General features: G+C 72.8%; 14 protein-coding genes. 9 read left to right on the forward strand and 5 right to left on the reverse strand.

All coding sequences use genetic code 11. The features are described 5' to 3' along the window. The first annotated feature begins 114 nt into the window (after positions 1-114). Positions 115-1,974 (forward strand): ABC transporter ATP-binding protein, encoded by a 1,860-nt coding sequence (locus ACGF0D_RS01550; RefSeq protein WP_392872973.1) that lies wholly within the window; start codon positions 115-117, stop codon positions 1,972-1,974. Continuing rightward, positions 1,971-3,818, forward strand: coding sequence for an ABC transporter ATP-binding protein (locus tag ACGF0D_RS01555; RefSeq protein ID WP_392913586.1), 1,848 nt, complete (start codon positions 1,971-1,973; stop codon positions 3,816-3,818). Before ACGF0D_RS01550 ends, ACGF0D_RS01555 begins: the two co-directional genes overlap by 4 nt. Before the next feature lie 194 nt (positions 3,819-4,012). Here the strand turns inward: ACGF0D_RS01555 and glgP are convergent, their stop codons facing one another. Then, positions 4,013-6,679 carry an alpha-glucan family phosphorylase gene (gene glgP / locus ACGF0D_RS01560; RefSeq protein WP_392872979.1) on the reverse strand — a complete coding sequence of 889 codons (2,667 nt, stop codon included), beginning with the start codon at positions 6,677-6,679 and terminating at the stop codon, positions 4,013-4,015. 1,030 nt (positions 6,680-7,709) lie between these two features. On the opposite strand from glgP, the gene ACGF0D_RS01565 reads away from it, so the two are divergent. The 7 genes from ACGF0D_RS01565 (at position 7,710) to pyk (ending at position 20,728) form a co-directional block, all read left to right on the forward strand. Next, positions 7,710-9,665 (forward strand): alpha-1,4-glucan--maltose-1-phosphate maltosyltransferase, encoded by a 1,956-nt coding sequence (locus ACGF0D_RS01565; RefSeq protein ID WP_392913714.1) that lies wholly within the window; start codon positions 7,710-7,712, stop codon positions 9,663-9,665. Then, the gene (treS, locus tag ACGF0D_RS01570; protein ID WP_392872984.1) at positions 9,662-11,386 is read left to right on the forward strand and encodes a maltose alpha-D-glucosyltransferase; all 1,725 of its coding nucleotides are present in this window, start codon (positions 9,662-9,664) and stop codon (positions 11,384-11,386) included. Before ACGF0D_RS01565 ends, treS begins: the two co-directional genes overlap by 4 nt. Positions 11,387-11,636: 250 nt before the next feature. Next, positions 11,637-13,118 carry a phosphotransferase gene (locus ACGF0D_RS01575; protein WP_392872987.1) on the forward strand — a complete coding sequence of 494 codons (1,482 nt, stop codon included), beginning with the start codon at positions 11,637-11,639 and terminating at the stop codon, positions 13,116-13,118. A gap of 140 nt (positions 13,119-13,258) precedes the next feature. Continuing rightward, positions 13,259-15,688, forward strand: coding sequence for a 1,4-alpha-glucan branching enzyme (gene glgB, locus ACGF0D_RS01580; protein ID WP_392913587.1), 2,430 nt, complete (start codon positions 13,259-13,261; stop codon positions 15,686-15,688). Positions 15,689-15,856: 168 nt separating this feature from the next. Beyond that, on the forward strand, positions 15,857-17,986 hold the full coding sequence (gene pta / locus ACGF0D_RS01585) for a phosphate acetyltransferase (protein ID WP_392913588.1): 2,130 nt from the start codon (positions 15,857-15,859) through the stop codon (positions 17,984-17,986). Next, positions 17,983-19,206, forward strand: coding sequence for an acetate kinase (locus tag ACGF0D_RS01590; RefSeq protein WP_392872996.1), 1,224 nt, complete (start codon positions 17,983-17,985; stop codon positions 19,204-19,206). The genes pta and ACGF0D_RS01590 overlap by 4 nt, the downstream gene beginning before the upstream one ends. A gap of 94 nt (positions 19,207-19,300) precedes the next feature. Further along, positions 19,301-20,728 (forward strand): pyruvate kinase, encoded by a 1,428-nt coding sequence (pyk, locus tag ACGF0D_RS01595; protein ID WP_392872998.1) that lies wholly within the window; start codon positions 19,301-19,303, stop codon positions 20,726-20,728. A gap of 115 nt (positions 20,729-20,843) precedes the next feature. On the opposite strand, the gene ACGF0D_RS01600 is transcribed toward pyk, so the two are convergent. The 4 genes from ACGF0D_RS01600 to ACGF0D_RS01615 all read right to left on the reverse strand — a co-directional run bounded on the left by ACGF0D_RS01600 (position 20,844) and on the right by ACGF0D_RS01615 (position 25,467). Then, on the reverse strand, positions 20,844-22,304 hold the full coding sequence (locus ACGF0D_RS01600) for a hypothetical protein (protein WP_392913589.1): 1,461 nt from the start codon (positions 22,302-22,304) through the stop codon (positions 20,844-20,846). Next, positions 22,301-22,939 carry a DUF6114 domain-containing protein gene (locus ACGF0D_RS01605; RefSeq protein WP_392873004.1) on the reverse strand — a complete coding sequence of 213 codons (639 nt, stop codon included), beginning with the start codon at positions 22,937-22,939 and terminating at the stop codon, positions 22,301-22,303. Before ACGF0D_RS01605 ends, ACGF0D_RS01600 begins: the two co-directional genes overlap by 4 nt. Positions 22,940-23,070: 131 nt before the next feature. After that, positions 23,071-23,733, reverse strand: coding sequence for a DUF6230 family protein (locus tag ACGF0D_RS01610; protein WP_392873006.1), 663 nt, complete (start codon positions 23,731-23,733; stop codon positions 23,071-23,073). 732 nt (positions 23,734-24,465) lie between these two features. Then, positions 24,466-25,467 carry a tetratricopeptide repeat protein gene (locus ACGF0D_RS01615; RefSeq protein WP_392913590.1) on the reverse strand — a complete coding sequence of 334 codons (1,002 nt, stop codon included), beginning with the start codon at positions 25,465-25,467 and terminating at the stop codon, positions 24,466-24,468. Between the last annotated feature and the right edge of the window lie 412 nt (positions 25,468-25,879).

Below are 25,879 nucleotides of genomic sequence, written 5' to 3' on the forward strand. Positions count from 1 at the left end.
GCCCCATGTTCGCGCCCGCACCGCCCGTTCGGGTGGCCGGTTCTCGCCTGACGCCACCGACAGGGGCGAAAAACCGGATGAGAAGTGACGGTCTCTCTGCCTACCCTCACCGCGATGGCCGAGAACAGACAAGACCCCGACGACCCGACCCCGGCAACCCCCCGAACCGACGCGGACGCCGCGAGAACCGCGGCCGGCCCGGCCGGGACCGCACCGCGCCACTCCACGGTCCGCTCCCTGCTCCGCCTGTGGCCGTACGCCCGCGCCGTCCGCGGCCGGCTGGCCGTCTCGGTGACGGCCGCCTCGCTCGGCATGCTGAGCACCCTCGCCGTCCCGGTGGTCCTCGGCCTGATCGTGGACGGCCCGCTCGCCGAGCACGACCTGGCCGGCCTCTGGCCGCTGGTCGGCCTGCTGGTGGTCCTCGGCCTGGTCGAGTCCGCGCTGTTCTTCACCCGCCGGGTGGTGCTGGCCCGCCCGCTGGCCGGGCTGGAGACGGCCATGCGCGGGGACCTCTTCGCCAAGCTCCAGCGGCTGCCGGTCTCCTTCCACGACCGATGGGGCTCCGGCCAGCTGCTCTCCCGGGCCACCGCCGACATGTACACCATGCGGCTGTTCCTGGCCTTCCCGCTGGTCTTCCTGGTCGTCAACTCGGTGATGTTCCTGGCCGGCACGGTGGTGATGTTCACCCAGGACTGGCGGCTCGCACTGATCGCCCTCGTCCCGGCCGCCCCGCTGTTCGTGCTCACCCGGCGGTTCGAGGCCCGCTACTCCGGCGCCTCCCGGCTCGCCCAGGACCAGAACGGGGACCTCGCCACCGTGGTCGAGGAGTCCGTCCTCGGCATCCGCATCCTCAAGGCCTTCGGCCGCCACCGCTCGATGGCCGAGCGCTTCCGCGCCCAGTCCCAGGAGCTGCGCGGCACCGAACTGCGCAAGGCGCACCTGCTCGCCAACCTCTGGGCGGTCATCGTCGGCCTGCCGGAGATCGCGCTCGGCTGCGCCCTCGCCGTCGGTGCCTACCTGGTGGCCCACGACGAACTGAGCGCCGGCACCCTGGTCGCCTTCCTCTCCACCGCGCTCGCGCTGCGCTGGCCGGTCGAGTCCCTCGGCTGGCTGCTCGCCTACGCCAACGAGGCGGCCACCGCCACCGACCGCTTCTTCGAGGTGCTGGACGAACCCGACAGCCCCGACCCCGGCACCGCGACCGAACTCGCCGCCCCGGACGGCATCCGCTTCACCGGCGTCCGCTTCCGCTACCCCGACGCCCCCGAGGACGGCCCCGACCTGCTGGCCGGCATCGACCTGCACGTCCGCAGCGGCGAGACCATGGCCCTGGTCGGCGCCACCGGCAGCGGCAAGACCACGCTCACCGCGCTGCTCCCCCGGCTGTACGAGGCCACCGCCGGCACCATCACGCTGGACGGCCGGGACATCCGCGAACTGCCCCGGCAGCGGCTGCGCGAACTCGTCGCCGTCGCCTTCGAGGAGCCCACCCTGTTCTCCGCCACCGTCCGGGAGAACGTCCTGATGGGCGCCCCCGGCGCCGGTGAGGAGCAGCTGCGCACCGCCCTCGCCACCGCCCAGGCCGACTTCGTCGAGAAGCTCCCGCAGGGCCCGGACACCGAGGTCGGCGAGCAGGGCCTGAGCCTGTCCGGCGGCCAGCGCCAGCGCCTCGCGCTGGCCCGCGCGGTGGTCGGCGACCCGGCCTTCCTGGTGCTGGACGACCCGCTCTCCGCGCTGGACGTGCACACCGAGGCGCTGGTCGAACGGGCACTGCGCGAGGTCCTCGGCACCACCACCGCCCTGGTGGTCGCCCACCGCCCCAGCACCGTGCTGCTCGCCGACCGGGTCGCGGTGCTGGCGGACGGCCGGATCGTGGCCGTCGGCACCCACCAGGAGCTGCTGCGCGACTGCGCGCACTACCGAGAACTGATGTCGGGCGAGGCCGCCCCGGTGCCCGAACGGAGCAGCGTATGACCACCACCGCCGAACCCGTACAGGCCGGGCCCGCCGAGCCGGCCGAGGAGGAGCTGCCCCCGCCGCCCGCCGACGAGGAGGACATCCCCGTCCCGCCGGGCGCGCCCCGGGCGCTGCTGCGCTCGCTGCTCGGCCCGCACCGGGCCCGGATCGCCGTCGCGATGGTGGTGATCCTGGTCCAGCAGGCCGCGCTCCAGTCCGGCCCGCTGCTGGTCGCGGTGGCGATGGACCGCGGCATCCCGGCGCTGCGCGAGCACGACTCCGGCCCGCTGATCGCGGTGGTCGCCGCCTACCTGTTCTGCGCGCTGCTCAGCCCGGTGCTGCAGTGGGCGTTCATCAAGATCAGCGCCCGGGTCAACCAGGACATCCTGCTGGAGCTGCGCGGCCGGATCTTCCGGCACGCCCAGCGGCTCAGCCTGGACTTCCACGAGCGCTACACCTCGGGCCGGATCATCTCCCGCGCCACCAGCGACATCGACGCGCTGCGCGAGCTTCTCTCCGAGGGCCTGCAGGAGCTGCTGACGGTCTTCCTGTCGGTCTGCTACATCTCGGTGCTGCTGCTGGTACTGGACTGGCAGCTCGGCCTGGTCTCGCTGGCGGCCTTCCTGCCGCTGGCCCTGATCGCCCGCTCCTTCCGCCGCCGCTCGCGCCGGGTCTACCGGCGCTCGCGCACCTCGGCGGCCTCACTGATCGTCCGCTTCACCGAGACCATGAACGGCATCCGCCCGGTGCAGGCCTTCCGCCGGGAGAAGGCCAACGACGCCGCCTTCGCCGTGGTCAACAAGCAGTCCGCCACCGCGACGGCGGACGGCCTGCTGGAGATCGCCCGCTACGTCGGCCTCTCCCGCGCCACCGCCAACCTGTGGACCGCCGGCGTGGTGCTGCTCGGCGCGTACCTGGTCGTGGACGACGCGCTGGAGCTGGGCGTGCTCACCGCCTTCGCGCTCTACCTGCGCCGGCTCTTCGACCCGATCGACCAGCTGGCGATGTTCCTCAACAGCTACCAGTCGGCCGCCGCGGCCCTGGAGAAGATCTCCGGCCTGCTCGCCCACGAGCCGACCGTCGCCGAGCCGGCCGAGCCCACCGGGCTGCCCGAGTCCTCCGGCAAGGGCCGCGCCGTCTCCTTCGAGGGCACCCGCTTCGCCTACCGGACGGGCAAGGAGGTGCTGCCGGTCTTCGACCTGCTGATCCCGGCCGGGCAGACGGTCGCGGTGGTCGGCGCGACCGGCGCGGGCAAGTCGACGGTCGCCAAGCTGCTGGCCCGCTTCTACGACCCGACCGACGGCCGGATCCGGCTGGACGGCGTGGACCTGCGCGAGCTGGCCACCCCCGAGCTGCGGCGCGGGGTGGTGATGGTGACCCAGGAGTCCTTCCTGTTCTCCGGCACCGTCGCCGAGAACATCGCGATCGGCCGCCCCGGCGCCACCCGCGAGGAGGTCGAGCAGGCCGCCCGCGACATCGGCGCGTACGAGTTCATCGCCGCCCTGCCGGACGGCTTCGACACCGACGTGCGCAAGCGCGGCGGCCGGATCTCGGCCGGCCAGCGCCAACTGGTGGCCTTCGCCCGCGCCCTGCTGGCCGACCCCTCGGTGCTGATCCTGGACGAGGCGACCAGCTCGCTGGACGTCCCCGGGGAGCAGGCCGTGCAACGGGCGATGCGCACCGTGCTGGCCGGCCGGACGGCCGTGATCATCGCCCACCGGCTCTCCACCGTGGAGATCGCCGACCGTGTCCTGGTGATGGATCAGGGCCGGATCGTGGAGGATGGCTCCCCACAGGAGCTGATCGACGGCTCCGGCCGTTTCGCCGCCCTCCACCGGGCCTGGCGGGACAGCCTGGTCTAGGGTCAGCCCGGGCCCGGCTCCAGGGCCCCATGAATGTGCCCGTCCGGGTGCGCCGTCACGCACCCGGCCGGGCCACCCCACTTCCCGAACAGGGGTACGGGCACGGCCGTCCCCACGGTTCACGACCGGACGGCCGCCCTCCGCCCGCGCGGACGGACGGGCGGAGGGCGGCCGTCCGGGGGACGGCCCCGGGCTCAGCGCAGCAGCCCGGCGTCCATCCCGGCCGACTCGGCCGGCAGGGCGACCAGCCCCAGCTCGGCCGGCGAGGCCAGCCGCGGATGCGCGGGCAGCACCCGGACGGTGTAGCCGAACGGGCCCGTCCGGCACAGCTCCAGCGAGCCCTCGTAGCGGGTGCGGCCGTCCAGATCCGGCCCGCCGACCGGCTTGAGGGCGAGCAGGCAGGCCTCCGAGATCCGGTCCCGCTCGTCCACCCGGCCGGAGACCACCTGTACCTCGACGTCGCCCGGCTCCAGCGTCCCCAGCGCGACCTGCACCCGCAGTGCCAGCGAGCTGCCCAGCTCCTGCGCCTCGGCCGGGCAGTCCGCCTCCACGTGCTCGACCCGGACGGCCGGCCACGCCTCCCGGACCTTCGCCTTCCAGGCCGCCAGCTCGCGCGCGCCGTCACCGTGTTGCCCCGCCAGCTCCCGCTGGGCCAGCGCCGCCGGTGCGTACAGCCGTTCGACGTACTCCCGGACCATCCGGCCGGCCAGCACCTTGGGCCCGAGGGTGACCAGGGTGTGCCGGACCATGGCGATCCACTGCTGCGGCAGCCCGTCCGCGTCCCGGTCGTAGAAGCGGGCGGCGACCTGGTTCTCGATCAGGTCGTAGAGCGCGGCCGCCTCGATGTCGTCGCGCCGCTCGGCCTCGCCGCTGTCCGGGTCGAGCGCCCCGCCGCTCTCGTCGGCGGTGGGGATCGCCCAGCCGTTGCGGCCGTCGTACCACTCGTCCCACCAGCCGTCCAGGACGGACAGGTTGAGGCAGCCGTTGAGCGCGGCCTTCATCCCGGAGGTGCCGCAGGCCTCCAGCGGGCGCAGCGGGTTGTTCAGCCAGACGTCGCAGCCCGGGTAGAGGCGCTGGGCCATCGCCATGTCGTAGTCCGGCAGGAAGACGATCCGGTGCCGCACCGCCGGGTCGTCGGCGAAGGCGACCATCTGCTGGATCAGCCGCTTGCCGCCGTCGTCGGCCGGGTGGGCCTTGCCGGCCACCACGATCTGCACCGGCCGGGTGGGGTGCAGCAGCAGGGCCCGCAGCCGCTCCTGGTCGCGCAGCATCAGGGTGAGCCGCTTGTACGAGGGCACCCGGCGGGCGAAGCCGATGGTGAGCACGTCGGGGTCGAGCACCGAGGAGACCCAGCCGAGCTCGGCCTCGCCGGCCCCGCGCCGGCGCCAGGAGGCGCGCAGCCGGCGGCGGGCCTCCTCCACCAGCTGGGCCCGCAGGGTGCGCCGCAGCTCCCAGACCTCGGTGTTGCCGATCCTCTCCAGGCCGGTCCAGCGCTTGGTCTCGCCGGTGGTCATCGCCTCCTCGGCGCGCTCGGCGCCGATCTCGGCGGCGCCGACCCGCACCACCGCCGGGTCGATCCAGGTGGCGGCGTGCACGCCGTTGGTGACCGAGGTGATCGGCACCTCGGCGGGGTCGAAGCCGGGCCACAGGCCGTTGAACATCGAGCGGCTGACCTCGCCGTGCAGGGTGGAGACCCCGTTGGCACGCTGGGCCAGCCGCAGGCCCATGGCGGCCATGTTGAAGAGCTTCGGGTCCCCGTCGGACCAGCTCTCGGCGCCGAGCGCGAGCACCTGGTCGACCGGCACGCCCGGGAGCGCGGCGTCGCCGCCGAAGTGGCGGGCGACCAGCTCGCGGTCGAAGCGGTCGATGCCGGCCGGGACGGGCGTGTGGGTGGTGAAGAGGGTGCCGGCCCGGACGGCCTCCAGGGCGGCGGCGAAGTCGAGGCCGGTGCGGTCGTCGGCGATCAGTTCGCGGATGCGTTCCACGCCGAGGAAGCCGGCGTGGCCCTCGTTGGTGTGGAAGACGTCGGGGGCGGGGTGGCCGGCGAGCCGGCAGTAGGCGCGTACCGCCCGGACGCCGCCGATGCCGAGCAGCATCTCCTGGAGCAACCGGTGCTCGCTGCCGCCGCCGTACAGCCGGTCGGTGACGTCCCGCTCGGCCGGCGAGTTGGCCTCGATGTCGGAGTCGAGGAGCAGCAGCGGGACCCGCCCGACCTGGGCCTTCCAGATGTGGGCCGCCAGGGTGCGGCCGCCGGGCAGGGCGAGGTCGACCCGGCTCGGGGTGCCGTCGGCCTCGCGTAGCAGGCTGACCGCGAGTTCGTCCGGATCGAGCAGCGGATAGCGCTCCTGCTGCCAGCCGTCCCGGCTGAGGGACTGACGGAAGTAGCCGTGCCGGTAGAAGAGGCCGACGCCGACGACCGGCACGCCGAGGTCGCTGGCGGCCTTGAGGTGGTCGCCGGCCAGGATGCCGAGCCCGCCGGAGTACTGGGGCAGCGCGGCGGCGATGCCGTACTCGGGCGAGAAGTAGGCGATCGCGGCGGGCAGCGGGGCGGCGTCGGAGTGCTGCCGGTTCTGGTACCAGCGGGGGCCGGTGAGGTACTCGCGCAGGTCGTCGGCGAGGTCGCCGAGTCTGCGCAGGAAGCGCCGGTCGGTGGCGAGCGCGGCCAGCCGGGCGGCCGGGACCTCCCCGAGCAGCCGTACCGGGTCCTCGCCGGTCGCGGCCCAGACCTCCGGGTCCACGGACCGGAAGAGGTCCCTGGTCTCGGGGTGCCAGGACCAGCGCAGGTTGAGGGCCAGCTCGTGCAACGGCTGGAGTTGTTCGGGCAGGACGGTGCGGACGGTGAATCTGCGGATTGCCTTCACGGCGTGAAGCGTAGCCTCGGCGGTCGGCCCGACAGTGCGTCAAGTGGGCTATTGGGCATCCGTTCGGGCTATTGATGAGATCGCATTCGGCGCATTGGTCTGCACGGGGGGCGCGCGAGGCGCACATTTCGGGGGCCCGCGCTACCAATACGTGAACTCTTCGGTACGGCTCCATTTCCGACCGCTCATCCGGCCGGGAGAAGGCCCGAAACTACTGTCGTACCGCTGCAAAAACCTTGTCGCCGGTGCGAGGATGACCGAAGGCCGTTGATGCTGTGGGGAGTACGACGACGGGTGGCGTCCCCCGCGAAGCAGCACGTCCGAATCCTTTTCGCGTTGACCGTTCCCGCCCTTCTTAGCCCATTCGGCGCTCACCGCGCACGGACGCGTGTCCTCACGCCCGGCCCGCTCGTTCACGGGTGGACCGGGTCGGACGGGGACGCGGCCCGCGCAGGCGTGCGCCGGGACGCGCACGGGCTCCGGGGCGCCCCGCCACCGGCTCGGCGGGCGTCGGGCAGGTTGCCGGGAACAGCGGCGCGGGCAGGCTTCCGGTCGCACGTCCTCCCCACCCAGCAGTCCTCCGGTACTCCCCCGGCCCGACCCCGGCCCGCGGGGAGCTGCCGCCGATCTCGGGCAGGAGCTTGGCATGCACGGCGACACGCGGGACCAGTCCACACCGGTGGCCGAAGGCCTCGACGCAGCGGTCGCGGAATCCGCCGGACGGATGGATTCTGACACTCGGACAGATCCGGCGATGCCGGCGCCGAGGACGTCCGGAGCGGTCCCTGGCGGATCCTCCGAATCCGAAGCCTCCCCAGCGACTCGACACCCCGGGGTCGAGGAGGACCGGACGGCGGCACCCCGCAGGCGCACCACCACCACGCGCCGCACCACCGCCACCGCACCGAAGGCCGGCGCCGCGAAGGCCGGCGTCGAGTCCGCCGCCGCGCAGCCCCCGGCCACCAGGGCGCCCGCTCGCAAGTCCCCCGCTCGCAAGCCCGCCGCCCGCAAGACGACAGAGAGCGACACCGTGATCGGCCGCATCCCCGTCCTGGACGTCAGTCCCCTCGTCGACTCCGGCCGCCGCCCGGCCAAGGCCGTCGTCGGCGAGACCTTCCCGGTCACCGCGACCGTCTTCCGCGAGGGCCACGACGCCGTCAACGCCAACGTGGTGCTGCGCGACCCGCGCGGCCGCAGCGGCCCGTGGACGCCGATGCGCGAACTCGCCGAGGGCACCGACCGCTGGGGCGCGTACGTCACCCCGACGGCGCCCGGCCGCTGGTCGTACCTGGTGGAGGCGTGGAGCGACCCGGTCGCCACCTGGCGCAGGACCGCCTCGGTGAAGCTGCCCGCCGGGATCGACACCGCGCTGGTGCTGGAGGAGGGCGCCCGGCTGCTGGAGCAGGCCGCGGCCGGGGTACCCAAGAAGGAGGGCCGCGCCGACGTGCTCGCGGCCGCCGACGCGCTGCGCGACCCGTCCCTGCCGCCGCTGTCCCGGCTGGCCGCCGCGCTCGCGCCCGAGGTGCTCGACGCGCTGACCCGCCACCCGCTGCGCGAGCTGCTCAGCGCCTCCCGCCCGCTGCCGCTCCAGGTCGACCGCGAGCGCGCGCTGTTCGGCTCCTGGTACGAGTTCTTCCCCCGTTCGGAGGGCGCCGTGGTCGACCCGACCGGGGTCGAGCCGCCGCGCCCCGGCACCCTGCGCAGCGCCGCCGAGCGGCTGCCGGCCGTCGCCGCGATGGGCTTCGACGTGGTCTACCTGCCGCCGGTCCACCCGATCGGCCGAGCCTTCCGCAAGGGCCCGGACAACACCCTGACGGCCGGTCCGCACGACGTCGGCTCGCCCTGGGCGATCGGCTCCCCCGAGGGCGGCCACGACGCCGTCCACCCGGACCTCGGCACCATCGAGGACTTCGACCACTTCGTCGCCGAGGCGCAGGCGCTGCACCTGGAGGTGGCGCTGGACTTCGCCCTCCAGTGCTCCCCCGACCACCCCTGGGTGAACAAGCATCCGGAATGGTTCAGCCACCGCACGGACGGCACCATCGCGTACGCCGAGAATCCGCCGAAGAAGTACCAGGACATCTATCCGATCAACTTCGACCAGGACATGGACGGAATCGTCAAGGAAACAATCCGGATCCTCCGGTTCTGGATGTCCCACGGCGTGCGGATCTTCCGGGTCGACAACCCCCACACCAAACCCGTGGTGTTCTGGGAGAGCGTGCTCGCCGACGTCGCCCGGACCGACCCGGACGTCGTGTTCCTGGCCGAGGCCTTCACCCGCCCGGCGATGATGCACACCCTGGCGAAGATCGGATTCCACCAGTCGTACACGTACTTCACCTGGCGCACCACCAAACCGGAACTCACCGAGTACCTCACCGAGCTCACCGGTGACGCCGCCGCCCACATGCGGCCCAACTTCTTCGCCAACACCCCGGACATCCTCCACGCGTACCTCCAGCACGGCGGCCGGGCCGCCTTCGCGATCCGCGCGGTGCTCGCCGCCACCCTCTCCCCCAGCTACGGCGTCTACGCCGGCTACGAGCTGTACGAGAACGAGCCGGCCCACCCGGGCTCCGAGGAGTACCTGCACTCGGAGAAGTACGAACTGCGCCCGCGCGACTGGAGCCGCACCGACACCCTGGCCCCGCTGCTGACCGTGCTGAACCGGCTGCGCCGCCGCCACCCCGCCCTCCAGCAGCTGCGCGACCTGCGCTTCCACCCCACCGACAACGACCAGGTGCTCGCCTACTCCAAGACCGCGACCACCCCCGAGGGGCTCACCGACCAGGTCATCACCGTGGTGAACCTCGACCCGCACCACGTCCAGGAGGCCACCGTCACGTTGGACGGCGACGGCCCGTACGCGGTGCACGACGAGCTCACCGGCGCCGTCTACACCTGGGGCCGGCACAACTACGTCCGGCTCGATCCCTCAGCCGAGCCGGCTCACCTCCTCACGGTTCGGAGGAACCCAGCGTGACAGTGAACGAGCCCGTCCCCGACACCTTCCCCGAGACCTCGAAGAAGAAGCTCGACCCCGAGTGGTTCAAGCGTGCGGTCTTCTACGAGGTGCTGGTGCGGTCCTTCCAGGACAGCAACGGCGACGGGGTCGGGGACCTCAAGGGGCTCACGGCCAAGCTCGACTACCTCCAGTGGCTCGGGATCGACTGCCTCTGGCTCCCCCCGTTCTTCGCCTCGCCGCTGCGCGACGGCGGCTACGACGTCTCCGACTACACCTCGGTACTGCCGGAGTTCGGCGACCTCGCCGACTTCATGGAGTTCGTCGACGCCGCCCACGCCCGCGGCATGCGCATCGTCATCGACTTCGTCATGAACCACACCAGCGACCAGCACCCGTGGTTCCAGGCCTCCCGCTCCGACCCGGACGGGCCGTACGGCGACTTCTACATGTGGGCCGACGACGACAAGCAGTACCCGGACGCCCGGATCATCTTCGTCGACACCGAGACCTCCAACTGGACCTACGACCCGGTCCGCAAGCAGTACTACTGGCACCGCTTCTTCTCGCACCAGCCGGACCTCAACTACGACAACCCCCGGGTCCAGGACGAGATGATCGCCGGACTGCGGTTCTGGCTCGACCTCGGCATCGACGGCTTCCGGCTGGACGCGGTGCCGTACCTGTTCGCCCGCGAGGGCACCAACTGCGAGAACCTGCCGGAGACCCACGAGTTCCTCCAGCGGGTCCGCAAGGAGATCGACGCCAACTACCCGGACACCGTGCTGCTGGCCGAGGCCAACCAGTGGCCGGAGGACGTCGTCGACTACTTCGGCGACTTCGGCTCGGGCGGCGACGAGTGCCACATGGCGTTCCACTTCCCGGTGATGCCGCGGATCTTCATGGCGGTGCGCCGCGAGTCCCGCTACCCGGTCTCGGAGATCCTCGCCAAGACCCCGCAGATCCCCGGCGGCTGCCAGTGGGGCATCTTCCTGCGCAACCACGACGAGCTGACCCTGGAGATGGTCACCGACGAGGAGCGCGACTACATGTACGCGGAGTACGCCAAGGACCCGCGGATGCGCGCCAACGTGGGCATCCGCCGCCGGCTCGCCCCGCTGCTGGAGAACGACCGCAACCAGATCGAGCTGTTCACCGCCCTGCTGCTCTCCCTGCCCGGCTCCCCGGTGCTCTACTACGGGGACGAGATCGGCATGGGCGACAACATCTGGCTCGGCGACCGGGACGGCGTGCGCACCCCGATGCAGTGGACCCCGGACCGCAACGCGGGTTTCTCCTCCGCCGACCCGGGCAGGCTCAGTCTGCCGCCCATCATGGACCCGGTGTACGGCTTCCAGGTGACCAACGTCGAGGCGCAGCAGAGCAGTTCGAGCTCGCTGCTGCACTGGACGCGTCGCATGATCGAGATCCGCAAGCTCAACCCGGCGTTCGGCCTCGGAAGCTACGCCGAACTGCCCTCCAGCAACCCCGCCGTGCTGGCGTTCGTGCGCGAGTACGAGGGGGACCTGGTCATGTGCGTGAACAACTTCTCGCGGTTCGCGCAGCCGACCGAGCTGGACCTGCGGCAGTACGGCGGGCGGTACCCGGTCGAGCTGATCGGCGGGGTGCGCTTCCCGTCGATCGGCGAGTGGCCCTACCTGCTCACCCTGGCCGGGCACGGCTTCTACTGGTTCCAGCTCCGGCAGCCCCCGCGCCTGAGCGGGACCAGGCGGTCGAAGTAACGATCCGTCGCACGCCGCACACCAGCACGGACAGCACCACCAGACCCTCCGGGGGCGCGAGTTGACCCCCGCGCCCCCGGTGTTCTCTGCACCACCGCGTACGGAGAACAGCCCAACGGCCACCCACACGAAGGCGTGACACCCGAGCCGTGCTCGCGTGCCGCGACCGCCGCGCCGCCGCAATCCGGAAGACTGACGGACCCGGCCACGACCCGTCGGGCAGTCCGCGTGCTTCCGGGGAAAGGGAGCCATGTCCGAAACCTCCCGTTCTCAAGCCCACCTCCCGGGCGACGCCCCCGCCACCGCGGCGGGCCCCCGGGGCACCGGGGCCCGGAGAACCACCCTGGGCGTCAGCGAACTCGTCCAGGCGGCCCTGCCACTGATCGCCGCGTGGCTGCCCACCCAGCGCTGGTACGCCGGCAAGGGGCGGCCGATCACCGGCCTCACCCCGGTGGTCGGCACCCCGCTGCAGGTCGGCGACCCGGCCCTGCTGCACCTGCTGCTGCGGGTCGAGCACGCCACCACGGCCGGCGCCCCGCACGGCGACATCTACCAGCTGCTGCTCGGCATCCGCTCCGGCGGGCTCGGGGACATCGGGCCCGGCGCCGTACTCGGCCGCCTCACCCAGGGCCCGTACGACGGCGCGACCCTCTACGACGCGGTGCACGACCCCGAGCTCACCGGGCGGCTACTGGAGCACCTGGCCACCGGCGACCGCTTCGGCGCGCTGTCCTTCCGCCGCACCCCCGGCTCCGGACTGCCCACCAACCTCCCCGGCCGCGCCTCCACCGCCGAGCAGTCCAACAGCTCGGTCATCTACGGCACCTCGTACATCCTGAAGCTGTTCCGCCGCATCCACCCCGGCACCAACCCCGACCTCGAACTCTCGCTCGCGCTCTCCCGGGCCGGCTCCACCCGCATCCCCCGGGTCGCCGCCTGGTTCGAGAGCCGGATGGAGCGCGCCGAGCCCGCCACCCTCGGACTGCTGCAGCGCTACCTGCCGGACGCCGAGGACGGCTGGGAGCTGGCCCTCGACCAGGTCGGCCGGCTCAAGGGCGACCGCTCCCCCGGCAACTTCGCCATCGAGGCCCACCGGCTCGGCCGGGCCACCGCCGAGGTGCACCGGGTGCTGGCCCGCTCGATGCCGGTCGCCCGGCTCGACCGCACCCAGACCGGGCGGCTGGCCGGCGCGATGGCCGACCGGCTGGACAGCGCCGTCGCCGCCGTCCCCGGGCTGCTGCGCTTCCGGGCCGCGCTGCGCACCGCCTTCCAACAGCTCGCCGACGCCCACCCGGACGGCCTGCCGGTCCAGCGCATCCACGGCGACCTGCACCTCGGCCAGGCGATGCGCACCCCGCACGGCTGGGTACTGCTGGACTTCGAGGGCGAGCCGGCCAAGTCGGTCAACGAGCGCCGCGAGCCCCAGCCGGCCCTGCGCGACGTCTCCGCGATGCTGCGCTCCTTCGACTACGCGGCCGCCCACCTGCTGGCCGGCGGCCCGGTCGACCCGGAACTGGCCCACCTCGCCGCCGCCTGGGCCCAGCGCAACCGCACCGCCTACTGCGCCGGCTACACCGCCGGCGGGGGCGCCGACCCGGCCGCCTCGCCGGAGCTGATGCGGGCGCTGGAGATCGACAAGGCGGTGTACGAGGTGGTGTACGAGGCCCGGCACCGGCCGAGCTGGCTGCCGATCCCGCTGGCCGCGATCAGCCGGCTGGCCCTGCCCGTCTGAGTCCCGCTTCCCGACCGCCGCCTCCGATCACCGCTTCACCACTGCTTTCCGAGCCCCGCTTCCTGACCACCGCTTCCTGACCACCGATTCCTGTTCCGCCCGCAGGAGTTCGCCCACCCCCGTCGCAGGAGGACCCCGCCGTGACGCCGATCGACCCGACCGGCCGCCCCACCCGCTCCGTACCGGCCACCTTCCTGGCCGGACCGCTCCCAGCCGAAGGGCGGGCAGCCGAAGGGCGCGCCGGCCGCGGGCGCGGGGCGCACCGGGCGGCCGAGGAGGAGGGGGGCGCCGGCACCGGCACGGAGCCCCCGGCAGCCCTCCCACCCGCAGCCGCGGACCCCCTGGAGCCCGGGCGTCCGGCCCCCAGCGGGGCGCTGCGGCTACCCGAGGCGCCGCTGCCGCCGACCGAGGTCGACCGGCTGGTGGGCGGGCAGCACCACGACCCGCACGCCCTGCTCGGCGCGCACCCGGTGCACGGCGGCACGGCGATCCGGGTGCTGCGCCCGTTCGCCGAGCGGGTGGTCGTCGAGACCTCCCAGGGACCGGCCGAACTCACCCACCAGCAGGGCGGGTTGTTCACCGGACTGGTGGCCGGCGGCGACCTCCCCGAGTACACCCTGCTGGTGACGTACCCCGGCGGCGAGCCGCTGCGCCAGTACGACGGCTACCGCACCCCGCCCACCCTCGGCGAACTCGACCTGCACCTGATCTCCGAGGGCCGGCACGAGCAGCTGTGGCGGGCGCTCGGCTCGCACGTGCGCACCGTCGACGGGGTGCCCGGCACCGCCTTCGCGGTCTGGGCGCCGAACGCCGTCGGGGTGCGGCTGATCGGCGACTTCAACCACTGGGACGGCACCGGGCACCCGATGCGCTCGCTCGGCTCGTCCGGGATCTGGGAGCTGTTCGTCCCCGGCCTGGCCGAGGGCACCACCTACAAGTACGAGGTGCACACCCGGCAGGGCTGGGTGCTGGACAAGGCAGACCCGCTGGCCCGGGCCGCCCAGTGCCCGCCCGGCACCGCCTCGGTGGTCACCTTCTCCGGCCACGTGTGGCGGGACGGCGAGTGGATGGCCCGCCGGGCCCGCGCCACGCACCACCGGGCGCCGATGTCGGTGTACGAGCTGCACCTGCCGTCCTGGCGGCCCGAGCTCACCGACTACCGCGCCATCGCCGAGGAACTGCCCGGCTACCTCAAGGAGTTGAACTTCACCCACGTGGAGTTCATGCCGGTGATGGAGCACCCCTTCGGCGGCTCCTGGGGCTACCAGGTGTCCGGCTACTACGCCCCCACCGCCCGGCTCGGCGACCCCGACGACTTCCGGTACCTGGTGGACACCCTGCACCGGCACGGCATCGGCGTGATCGTCGACTGGGTGCCCGCGCACTTCCCCAAGGACGACTTCGCGCTCGCCCGCTTCGACGGCGAGCCGCTGTACGAGCCGGCCGACCCGCTGCGCGCCGAGCACCCGGACTGGGGGACGCTGGAGTTCGACTACGGCCGCAAGGAGGTGCGCAACTTCCTCGTCGCCAACGCGGTGTACTGGTGCGAGGAGTTCCACATCGACGGCCTGCGGGTGGACGCCGTCGCCTCGATGCTCTACCTCGACTACTCCCGCGAGGGCGGCGACTGGACGCCCAACCGGCACGGCGGCCGGGAGAACCTGGACGCGGCCGCCTTCCTCCAGGAGATGAACGCCACCGTCTACCGGCGCTGCCCGGGCGTGATCACCGTCGCCGAGGAGTCCACCGCCTGGGACGGGGTCACCCGCCCCACCGACGCCGGCGGCCTCGGCTTCGGGCTGAAGTGGAACATGGGCTGGATGCACGACTCGCTGGTCTACATGTCCAAGGAGCCGGTGCACCGCAAGTACCACCACAACGAGATCACCTTCTCGATGGTGTACGCCTACTCCGAGAACTACGTCCTGCCGATCTCGCACGACGAGGTGGTGCACGGCAAGCAGGCGCTGGTCTCCAAGATGCCGGGCGACTGGTGGCAGCAGCGCGCCAACCACCGCGCCTACCTCGGCTTCATGTGGTCCCACCCGGGCAAGCAACTGCTGTTCATGGGACAGGAGTTCGCCCAGGGCGCGGAGTGGGACCACGAGCAGGGCCCGCAGTGGTGGGTGCTCGACGAGCAGTGGCCGGCCCACGGGGACCACCTCGGGGTGCGCCGGCTGGTCCGCGACCTCAACCGGTGCTACCTCGACACCCCGGCACTGTGGGAGCTGGACAGCGTCCCGGACGGCTTCCGCTGGCTCGACGGCGGCGCCGCCGAGGACAACCTGCTCTCCTTCGTCCGGTACGCGACCGACGGCTCGCCGCTGGTCGCGGTCTGCAACTTCTCGCCGGTCGTCCGGCACGGCCACCGGGTCGGCCTGCCCCGGCTGGCGGGCCGCGAGCAGCTGTGGGAGGAGGTGCTGAACACCGACGCCGAGGAGTACGGCGGCAGCGGCATCGGCAACTCCCACCCGGTCAAGGCCGAGCCGGTGGAGTGGGACGGCCAGCCCCGGTCCGCCGAACTGGTCCTCCCGCCGCTCGCCACCGTCTGGCTCCGCCCCGCCCGCTGAGGGCACACCCCGTCGAACGCCCCGGGTGTCCGCCCTTCCCGGCGGGCACCCGGGCGGGACCTCCGCCCCTTGCCCGAACCCCGCCGTTCTGCTCGCGGACGGCCGTTCGGGGTGCGAAGGTATGGTCGATATGACCACTTTCCGAGACGACGGGACGGAGACACCCACGTGGCGCGCAGCGTGTACGTGACCGGCATCGACCGGGGGGACGGCCGACAGGCGGTCGAACTCGGGGTCATGGAACTGCTCACCCGCCAGGTGGACCGGGTCGGGGTGTTCCGCCCGCTGGTACACGCCGCCGCGCCCGGGAAGCCGGGCACGGACCACGTGGTCGAGCTGCTGCGCGGCCGCTACCGGCTCGACCTGCCGAGCGCCGAGCTGTACGGCCTCACCTACGAGGAGGCCGCCGCGCTCCAGGCCGCCCTGGGGCAGGACGAGCTGGTCTCCGTCCTGGTCGACCGCTTCCACGCGCTGGAGCGGCGCTGCCAGGCGGTGCTGGTGCTCGGCACCGACTTCGCCGACACCGGCATCCCGGACGAACTGGCCTTCAACGCCCGCCTCGCCAACGAGTTCGGCGCCGCCGTGCTGCCGGTGGTCGGCGGGCACGGCGCGGACGCCGAGACGGTGATCGCCGAGGTGCGCAACGCCCACCGGGCGTACACCGACCTCGGCTGCCAGACCCTGGCGATGGTCGCCAACCGGGTCACCCCCGGCGCCAAGCAGCGCATCCAGCGCACCCTCACCGAGAAGCTGCCGATCCCCGCCTACGTCATCCCGGAGGAACCGGCCCTGGCCGCGCCCACCGTCGCGCAGCTGGTCGAGGCGACCGGCGCCGAGGTGCTGATCGGGGACGCCGCCGGCCTCGCCCGGGACGTGCGCGGCTACGTCTTCGGCGGCGCCATGCTGCCCACCTTCCTGGACGCGCTGACCGAGGGCGCCCTCGTCGTCACCCCCGGGGACCGCGCCGACCTGGTGATCGGCTCGCTGGCCGCGCACGCCGCCGGCGCCCCGCCGATCGCCGGCGTGCTGCTGACGCTCGGCCAGCACCCCGGCCCCAACGTCATGGCGCTGGCCGCCCGGCTCGCTCCCGGCACCCCGGTCGCGGTCGTCCCCGAGGGCAGCTGGCCCACCGCCGCCCACCTGACCCACCTGGAGGGCAAGCTCACCTCGGCCAGCCCCCGGAAGGCCGAGATCGCCCTCGGCCTGTTCGAACTGCACGTCGACACCGCCGAGTTGACCAACCTGATCGAGGTCCGCCGGTCCGAGCGGGTCACCCCGATGATGTTCGAGCACGAGCTGCTGGAGCGCGCCCGGGGCGCCCGCCGGCACGTCGTGCTGCCGGAGGGCACCGAGGAACGGGTGCTGCGCGCCGCCGAGATCCTGCTGCGCCGCAACATCTGCGACCTCACCCTCCTCGGCGAGGTGGACGCCGTCCGCCGCAAGGCCGCGAGCCTGAGCATCGACCTCCCGACCGAGCCGCCGACCGCCGACCGCGCCCAGGTGCGGATCGTCGACCCGGCCACCAGCCCGCTGCGCCGCCAGTTCGCCGAGCTGTACGCGAAGCTGCGCGCCCACAAGGGGATGACCGTCGAACTGGCCCTGGACGTGGTCACCGACGTCTCGTACTTCGGCACCCTGATGGTCCAGGAGGGCATCGCGGACGGCATGGTCTCCGGCGCGGTGCACTCCACCGCCGCGACCATCCGGCCCGCCTTCGAGGTGATCAAGACCTCGCCGGGCGCCTCGATCGTCTCCTCGGTCTTCTTCATGTGCCTGGCCGACAAGGTGCTGGTGTACGGCGACTGCGCCGTCAACCCCGACCCGGACGCCCAGCAACTGGCGGACATCGCCATCCAGTCCGCCGCCACCGCCGCCCAGTTCGGGGTGGAGCCGCGGGTCGCGATGCTCTCGTACTCGACCGGCACCTCCGGCTCCGGCGCCGACGTCGACAAGGTCCGCAAGGCCACCGAGCTGGTCCGCGAACTGCGGCCGGACATCCTGGTCGAGGGCCCGATCCAGTACGACGCGGCGGTGGACGCCCACGTCGCGGCCACCAAGCTGCCGGGCTCCGCGGTCGCCGGGCGGGCCACCGTGCTGATCTTCCCGGACCTCAACACCGGCAACAACACCTACAAGGCGGTCCAGCGCTCGGCCGGCGCCGTCGCGGTCGGCCCGGTGCTCCAGGGGCTGCGCAAGCCCGTCAACGACCTCTCCCGCGGGGCGCTGGTGCAGGACATCGTCAACACCGTCGCGATCACCGCGATCCAGTCCCAGGACCACAAGGAGCCGGTGGCATGAGCGAAGGTACCCGCGTTCTGGTCCTGAACGCCGGCTCCTCGTCGGTGAAGTACCAGCTGATCGACATGCTGGACGGGGCCAAGCTGGCCTCCGGCCTGGTCGAGCGGATCGGCGAGGCCGGCGGGCGGCTGGTGCACACCCCGCGCGGCGGCGAGGCGCGCGAGAGCGTCCAGGTCTTCCCGGACCACTCCGCCGCGCTCAAGGCCGTCGCCGAGGAGCTGTCCGCCGACGGCCTCGGACTGGACTCCCCCGAGCTGGCCGCGATCGGCCACCGGGTCGTCCACGGCGGCCTGCGGTTCACCGAGCCGACCGTGATCACCGACGACGTGCTCAAGGAGATCCGCCGGCTGATCCCGGTCGCCCCGCTGCACAACCCGGCCAACATCACCGGCATCGAGGTGGCCCGCGCGCTGCGCCCCGACCTCCCCCAGGTGGCCGTCTTCGACACCGCCTTCCACGCCTCGATGCCCGAGTACTCGGCCCGGTACGCGATCGACAAGGCCGTCGCCGACCAGCACCGGGTGCGCCGCTACGGCTTCCACGGCACCTCGCACCAGTACGTCTCGCGGGCCACCGCCCGGCTGCTCGGCAGGGACCCGGCCGAGGTCAACGTGATCGTGCTGCACCTGGGCAACGGCGCCTCCGCCTCGGCGGTCAGCGGCGGCCAGTGCGTGGACACCTCGATGGGCCTGACCCCGCTGGAGGGCCTGGTCATGGGCACCCGCTCGGGCGACATCGACGCCGGCGTGGTGTTCCACCTGCACCGGGTCGGCGGGCTGTCCGTGGACGAGATCGACGACCTGCTCAACCGCCGCAGCGGCCTGCGCGGGCTGTGCGGCGAGAACGACATGCGCGAGATCATGCGCCGGGCCGACGAGGGGGACGAGGACGCCAAGCTGGCGTTCGACTCGTACGTCCACCGGCTGCGCAAGTACATCGGCGGCTACTACGCGGTGCTCGGCCGGGTGGACGCGATCGCGTTCACCGCCGGTGTCGGGGAGAACGCCGCGCCGGTGCGCGCGGCGGCCACCGCGGGACTGGAGGAACTGGGCATCGCCGTCGACCCCGAGCTGAACTCGGTGCGGTCCGGCGAGGCCCGGATCATCTCCCCCGAGTACGCCCGGGTGGCGGTTGCCGTGGTACCCACCGACGAGGAGCTGGAGATCGCCCGACAGGCCTTCGCACTGGTGCACCGGGAACGCCGGGTGTCCGAGGACTGACACGGATCCGTCCCACTCCTCGGAACATTTCGTCGGCGATTCCTCCCGGTGCATGCCGAATGCACGTATAACACGAACGGATAGACTGATCCATATGCGCCGAGCGAAAATTGTCTGCACCCTGGGTCCGGCGACGGACTCCTACGAACAGCTGAAGGCCATCGTCGAGGCGGGCATGAACGTCGCCCGACTGAACATGAGCCACGGCAACCACGCGGACCACGAGGAGCGGTACCGCAAGGTCCGCCAGGTCTCGGAGGACACCGGCAAGGCCATCGGCGTCCTGGCCGACCTCCAGGGTCCGAAGATCCGTCTGGCGACCTTCGCCAACGGCCCGGTGACCGTCGACAACGGCGACGAGTTCACCATCACCACCGAGGACGTCCCCGGTGACCAGTACATCTGCGGCACCACCTACAAGGGCCTGCCCGGCGACGTGAAGCCCGGCGACCCGATCCTGATCAACGACGGCGTCATCGCCCTGGAGGTCGTCAGCGTCGACGGCCCGCGGGTGAAGACCGTGGTGGTCGAGGGCGGCGTGCTCTCGAACAACAAGGGCATCAACCTGCCCGGCGCGGCCGTGAACGTGCCCGCCCTGTCCGAGAAGGACAAGGACGACCTGCGCTTCGCGCTGCGCCTGGGCGTCGACATGATCGCCCTGTCCTTCGTCCGCAACGCGGACGACGTCAGGGACGTCCACGAGGTCATGGACGAGGTCGGCATCCGGGTGCCGGTCATCGCCAAGATCGAGAAGCCGCAGGCCGTCGAGGCCATGGAGGAGATCGTCCTCGCCTTCGACGCCATCATGGTCGCCCGCGGCGACCTGGCCGTCGAGTACCCGCTGGAGCGGGTGCCGCTGGTCCAGAAGCAGTTGGTCACCCTGGCCCGCCGCAACGCCAAGCCGGTCATCGTCGCCACCCAGATGATGGAGTCGATGATCCACGCCTCGCGCCCGACCCGCGCCGAGGTCTCCGACGTCGCCAACGCCATCCTGGACGGCGCCGACGCGGTCATGCTGTCCGCCGAGTCGAGCGTCGGCAAGTACCCGGTCGAGACCGTCCGCACCATGAGCCGGATCTGCGAGAAGGCCGAGGAGGAGCTGCTCTCCCAGGGCCTCCAGCCGCTCAACCCGGGCCGCAAGCCGCGCACCCAGGGCGGCTCCGTCGCCCGCGCCGCGTGCGAGCTGGGCGACTTCCTGGACGGCAAGGCGCTGGTCGCCTTCACCAAGTCCGGCGACACCGCCCGCCGGCTGTCCCGCTACCGCTCGCCGATCCCGGTGATCGCCTTCACCCCGGACAGCGCCACCCGCAACCAGCTCTCGCTGAGCTGGGGCGTCGAGGCGTACGTCACGGAGCAGGTGGCCACCACCGACGCGATGGTCGCGCAGGTCGACCGGGAGCTGCTGAAGATGGGCCGGCTCGGCGAGGGCGAGACCGTCATCGTCACCGCCGGTGTCCCGGTCGGCGTTCCCGGCACCACCAACATGGTGCAGGTGCACCACCTGGGCACCCGGAGCGAGTGAGCACCCGTACGGCCCGAACGCCCGTGGGGCGGTCCTCCTTCCCGGAGGGCCGCCCCACGGGCCTTGTGGCGCCGGGCACTTACTGCCGCCGGGCTACTTGTCGCCGGCCACCGGGCTACTTGTCGCTGTAGGGGGCGTCGTCGTTGAACATGCGCATCCCGGGGATGCGCAGGGTGCCGCCGAACTGACCGGCCTGCTTGGCGGTGACGCCGGTCAGTTCCAGGTCCAGCGGGATCGGGATGGCGCCGATCAGGTCGTACAGCCAGCGCGGCAGGGTGTCCGGGGTGAGGGTGATCTCGCCCAGGTCGATCAGGATCGGCAGGCCGAGCACCTTGGAGAGGTGGCCGGACAGCCGTTCCACGTACATGGTGACCGGGCCGTTGCGCATGGTCGAGGTGGATCCCGGGGCGCCCTGGACGTGGAAGGTCACGCCGTTGCCCTCCAGGGTGGACATGTCGAGGTTGTCGATGTCCACCCTGTCGACCACGAACTTCAGGACGCGCTTGGTGCCGGTCGGGGTCCGCACGTCGTAGACGCCGTGGAAGGCCGCGCCGTGCAGGGCGAGCCGGCTGGTCTTCAGGGTCCAGTTCTGTTCCGGGACGACGTGCCCGGGGGTGGCCGCGCCGGCGGTCAGACCCCGGGCGTCCACATCGCAGTCAGGAGCCTCGGTCGGCGTGGCGGACGGGGTGCCGGAGGCGCCCTCGGAGGGCGTCGCCGAGGCGTCCGCGGACGGCGTCGCGGAGGGCGCCGGCTTGCCGCTCGCCCCGCCGCTCGGCGTGGCGGCGGGCGAGGGCTCGTCGGCGGTGGGCGGGGCCGTGGACGGCGCGGCCTGCGGGGCGGCGGCCTTGGCCCGCGGCTGGGTGGCCTGGGCCGGGGCGCCCGTGCCCGGGGCCGGGGTGGCAGGGGCGGCCGGGGTGGTCGGAGCGGCCGGGCTGGCGGGCGCCGCCGGGGTGGTGGCGGGGGCGCCGCTCGGGCTCTGGCTCGGCGAACCGTTCGGGTCGAGCAGCCGGCTGACGCCGCCGACGAGGTCGTCGATCAGCCCGGCCTGGGCCGCCGTTCCGGTGCCGGTTCCGCTGCCCTGGAGGACCGCGCTCGACGCGCCCGCGCCACCGGTGGCGGCGGAACGGACGGCGGACTGCTGGGCGGGCGTACCGGTGGCCGACGGCTTGACCGGCGAGGTGGGCTGCCCGGTCGGCGCGGCGCTCGGCACCTGGCCCGGCACCGAGCCCGGGTCGGTCGAGGGGCCGGCCGGGGGCGCGGTGGCCGGGGCCGAACCCGGCGCACCGGACGGGCCCGGCGGCGGCTCGGGCAGCTCGCTCTTGGGCACCGGCGTCTCGACCGGCGCCACGTCCGGCACCGCGGCCGGAGCGGTGCCGCAGGGCTTGCCCGCCGCGGACTCGGCGACCGCCGGGTTGGGCGTGTAGGCGGCGGCCATCAGCAGTGCGGTCGGCACCGCCGCCATGGCCAGCGCCCGGCCTCTCAGCCGGGCCCGTACGGGCGTGCGCGGGGCCGCGTGCCGGCCGGAGCGCTGCGCGGGAACGGTCGTACCGTCGGCTTGCTCGGCCGGCCCGGTCACCGTGCCTCCTCCTGGTCCACGGTGCCGGCCTGCCGCGGCGCGGCCTGGGCGGGCAGCTCGGCGGTGGGCGCCTCGACGGCGGGCCCGGTGGCGTTCTCGGTGGCGGGCCCGGTGGCGTTCTCAGCAGCGACGCTCTGTGCCACGGCGTTGTCGGCCGCCGCGGCCTCGGCGCCGCCCTTGCCGCGGCGTCGGCGCCGGCCCCTGGCGGCCTCCGCCTGCGCCGTCTCGGGCAGCGGCGCCCAGGAGACCATCAGCCCGCCGCCGATCAGGCCCGGCAGCAGGGCCAGTCCGAAGCCCGCCAGATTGGAGACCGGGATCGAGACCAGCGTCAGCAGGGTGGTGGCGATGCCGGCGAAGACCCGAACGGCCGGCTGGAACCAGGCCGTCAGCCCGAGCACGATCAGCAGCACGCCGATGATCAGCGCCCCGGCGCCCCCCGTGGTGGCCATGGCCACCGTCATGCCGCCCAAGGAGAGGTGGGCGTAAGGGAAGTACATGATCGGGACGCCGGCGATCATGGCCAGCAGACCGCCGTAGTACGGCCGCGTCCGGCGGAACGTACGGAACACCCGGCGCAGCCACTGGGCGGGGTTCTCGTGCTCGGCGGGCCGGTAGGAGGCAAGGGCGCTGGACACGGTGCAGCTCCTCGATGGTGTGAACGAGGGATGGACGAGACGCGGGATCCGGGGACGGCGTACGCGCCGCCCCCGGTCCCGCAGGTGCCGTCACGGCGGCGGGCCGGGTCCGGCCCGCCGCCGTCAACGGCCTAGTAGCACTCGCCGGTACCGTCGGTGTGCAGCGCGAGCTTCAGGCCGGAGAGCCGGAAGGTGCCGGCCGAGGTGGCCCAGGCGGTCTGCTGCACGTTGTACAGGTCGGCCTTCTCGGCGGCCTGGGCGAAGCCGGTCGCGCCGGTGGGCAGGCCGCCGAGCTTGGACTTCCAGCCCTGGGTGGCCTCGCCCTTGAGGGTCGAGGCGTCCTGGCCGATGTTGATGTTGCTGAACTCGGCGTCCGCGTTCAGCTGGTCGAGGTCGATCAGCAGGTTCTTGGCGTAGACCTGCTTCTTGACGTCGTCGCTGTTGCCCGCCTCCAGACGCAGGATGATCTTGGGCAGCTTCCACGGCAGGCCGGGGATGACGTTGGGGTCGGTCACCACGGACTGGCAGAGGCCCTTGATGGTGGCCTCGTCGAAGGCCGAGACGGCGACCGGGTGCGGGGTGCCGTTCTGCTCCACGTCGATCGAGCCGAACTGGGCGAAGTTCTTGCCGTGCAGCTCCGGCGTGGTGACCTTGAAGCTCTGGCCGGACACGCTGAACGAAGCCGCCAGCGCGTTGTTGGCGATCGACATGCCGACCATCGCGGTGGCCGCGACGCTCGGGACCATCACCAGTGCGAAGCGCTTCCAGCGGGTCTTGCCGTAGGTCTGGGACATGCGAGTCCTCCTTCTAGGACGTACATCTCCGGCTCCCGGCGGTGCGTCCCGCACCGGTGGGGGCCTGGGATGGGAGAGAGCTACGTCCTCGGTAGCGGAGAGCGCCTTGGGCGTCGTCGGACGCGGGAACGGCCTGCCTGCGGCGGGCCTCCCGTCCAAGCACCGGCCGTCCTTGCGGGGCGGCGGGCAGGACCGACGACATCGGCGATCACCCCCGAGCGACAACCAGCGACCGCGCAGGGCCGCGCGGCCGGTCGAAGGACAGGAACCGCCGTGGGACCGCGGATACCCCCCTGCCCTCCCTCCCGCCGGCCGGGGCCGGCGGATCACCCGGTGGGGATCCCGCGCTCCGCGTGGCCGACCGGGTCGGCGGGTGTGGAGTCTGGGACCGGGCGTGGCCGATCGTGCTTGAATCCCGGGCGAAGCACAAGAGGTTCCTTACTGACGGGTAATGCAACATCAGGTGGCGTTGATCATGGAATCGGCCCCAGTTGCACCCTGCGTGACGCCTTGAAGGAATCGTGACGACCAAATCCACCGGAAACAGAAGCGAAACACCCGCGGGCGGTCACACATGGTGACCACCCGCGGGTGAAATCAAGATTTGGTAAACCTCTGTCCGGTTGACCGGATTGTCGCCAAATCACCAGGCGACACCGCAGGTCATCCGCCGTGCCAGACGGCGCGCCCCGGCCGGGCACCGAGCGGACCCGGGCCCGACCTGAACCGGTGTCAGAACAGCACGCGCGCCAGCGCCGTACGGGCCGCGACGACCCGCGGGTCCTCCGGGCCGATCACCTCGAACAGCTCCAGCAGGCGCAGCCGGGCGGTGTCCCGGTCCTCGCCGGCCGTCCGCCCGACGGTGGTCACCAGACGCCCGAAGGCGTCCTCGACGTGACCGCCGACCAGGTCCAGGTCGGCCGCCCTGAGCTGGGCCTCGACGTCCTTCGGGTCGGCCGCGGCCGCCGCCCGGACGGCCTGGAGGTCCAGACCCTCGATCCGCTTCAGCAGCTCGGCCTGGGCCAGGCCCAGCTTGGCCTCGGTGTTGCCCGGCTGCTCGGCCAGCACGTTCTGGTACGCCTGGATGGCGCCGCCCAGGTCACCGGCGTCCAGCGCCTCGTGGGCGGCGGACAGCGCCGGGTCCTCGGGGCGCTGCGGGGCGGCGGCCTCGACCTCGCCCGGGGCGGCCGCGCCGCCGGCCACGCCGGCCACGCCGAAGCGCTGCTCGGCGACCAGGATCAGCTGGTCCAGGATCTTGCGGATGTTGGCGGCGCTCTCCGCGCCCTGGAACAGCGGCACCAGCTGGCCGGCCACCACGGCCATCACGGCCGGGATGCCCTGGATGCCGAACTGCTGGGAGAGCAGCGGGTTGGCGTCCACGTCGATCTTGGCGAGCACGAAGCGGCCGGCGTACTCCTCGACCAGGCCCTCCAGGACCGGGCTCAGCTGCTTGCAGGGCCCGCACCACTCGGCCCAGAAGTCGATGACGACCGGCACCTCGGTGGAACGCTGGACGACCTCGGTCTCGAAGGTGTCCTCGGTGACGTCGATGACGAGCTGATAGGCGGACGGGGCCGGGGCGGCTCCGCCCGACTCGGCGGCGGCGGCCTGGCGGGCCCGCTCGGCCCTGGCCTGCTCGGCCTTCTGGGCGGCTTCGCCGGCCGCCTTCACTGCGGCGAGGTCGACCGCGCCGCGCAGGGCGGAGCTGTTGAGACGCGAATTCCGTGGCTGCATGGCACCATCCTCCCCCGTCCGCGCTGCTCGCGGGCACCAACCTCCGGAAAGTCGCCCCGCGCGGGGCGCGCGGTGCCGGTTCCCTGGCGTCGTGCCCGTCCCCCGGCAGCCTGGACCGTTCGGCGCGGATCCCCACCCGCGCCCGCGCCGCTCCCGTCCCACGGGACGCGGCGCCTGGTTGTCACTGCTTTCGCTACGAGTCGTAGCGTAACTGGAGGCGGTGCCCCGCCCGCAAGCCCCACCGGCGCTTCGGGGACGTGACCTGCCCCACTTTCCCGGGCCGCCCCGCTGCCCGAACGGGCGAACAGTCGCTACCGTTACCAGCCCCACCCAAGTTACTTACCAGTAAAGCGCAAGGAGGCCCGGTGCCGGCCGCCCAGCCCCCAGCGACCCCGGACCGCACGGAGAGCAC

Origin of the sequence: Kitasatospora sp. NPDC048298 (assembly GCF_043201465.1) — a bacterium.
Taxonomy (GTDB): domain Bacteria; phylum Actinomycetota; class Actinomycetes; order Streptomycetales; family Streptomycetaceae; genus Kitasatospora.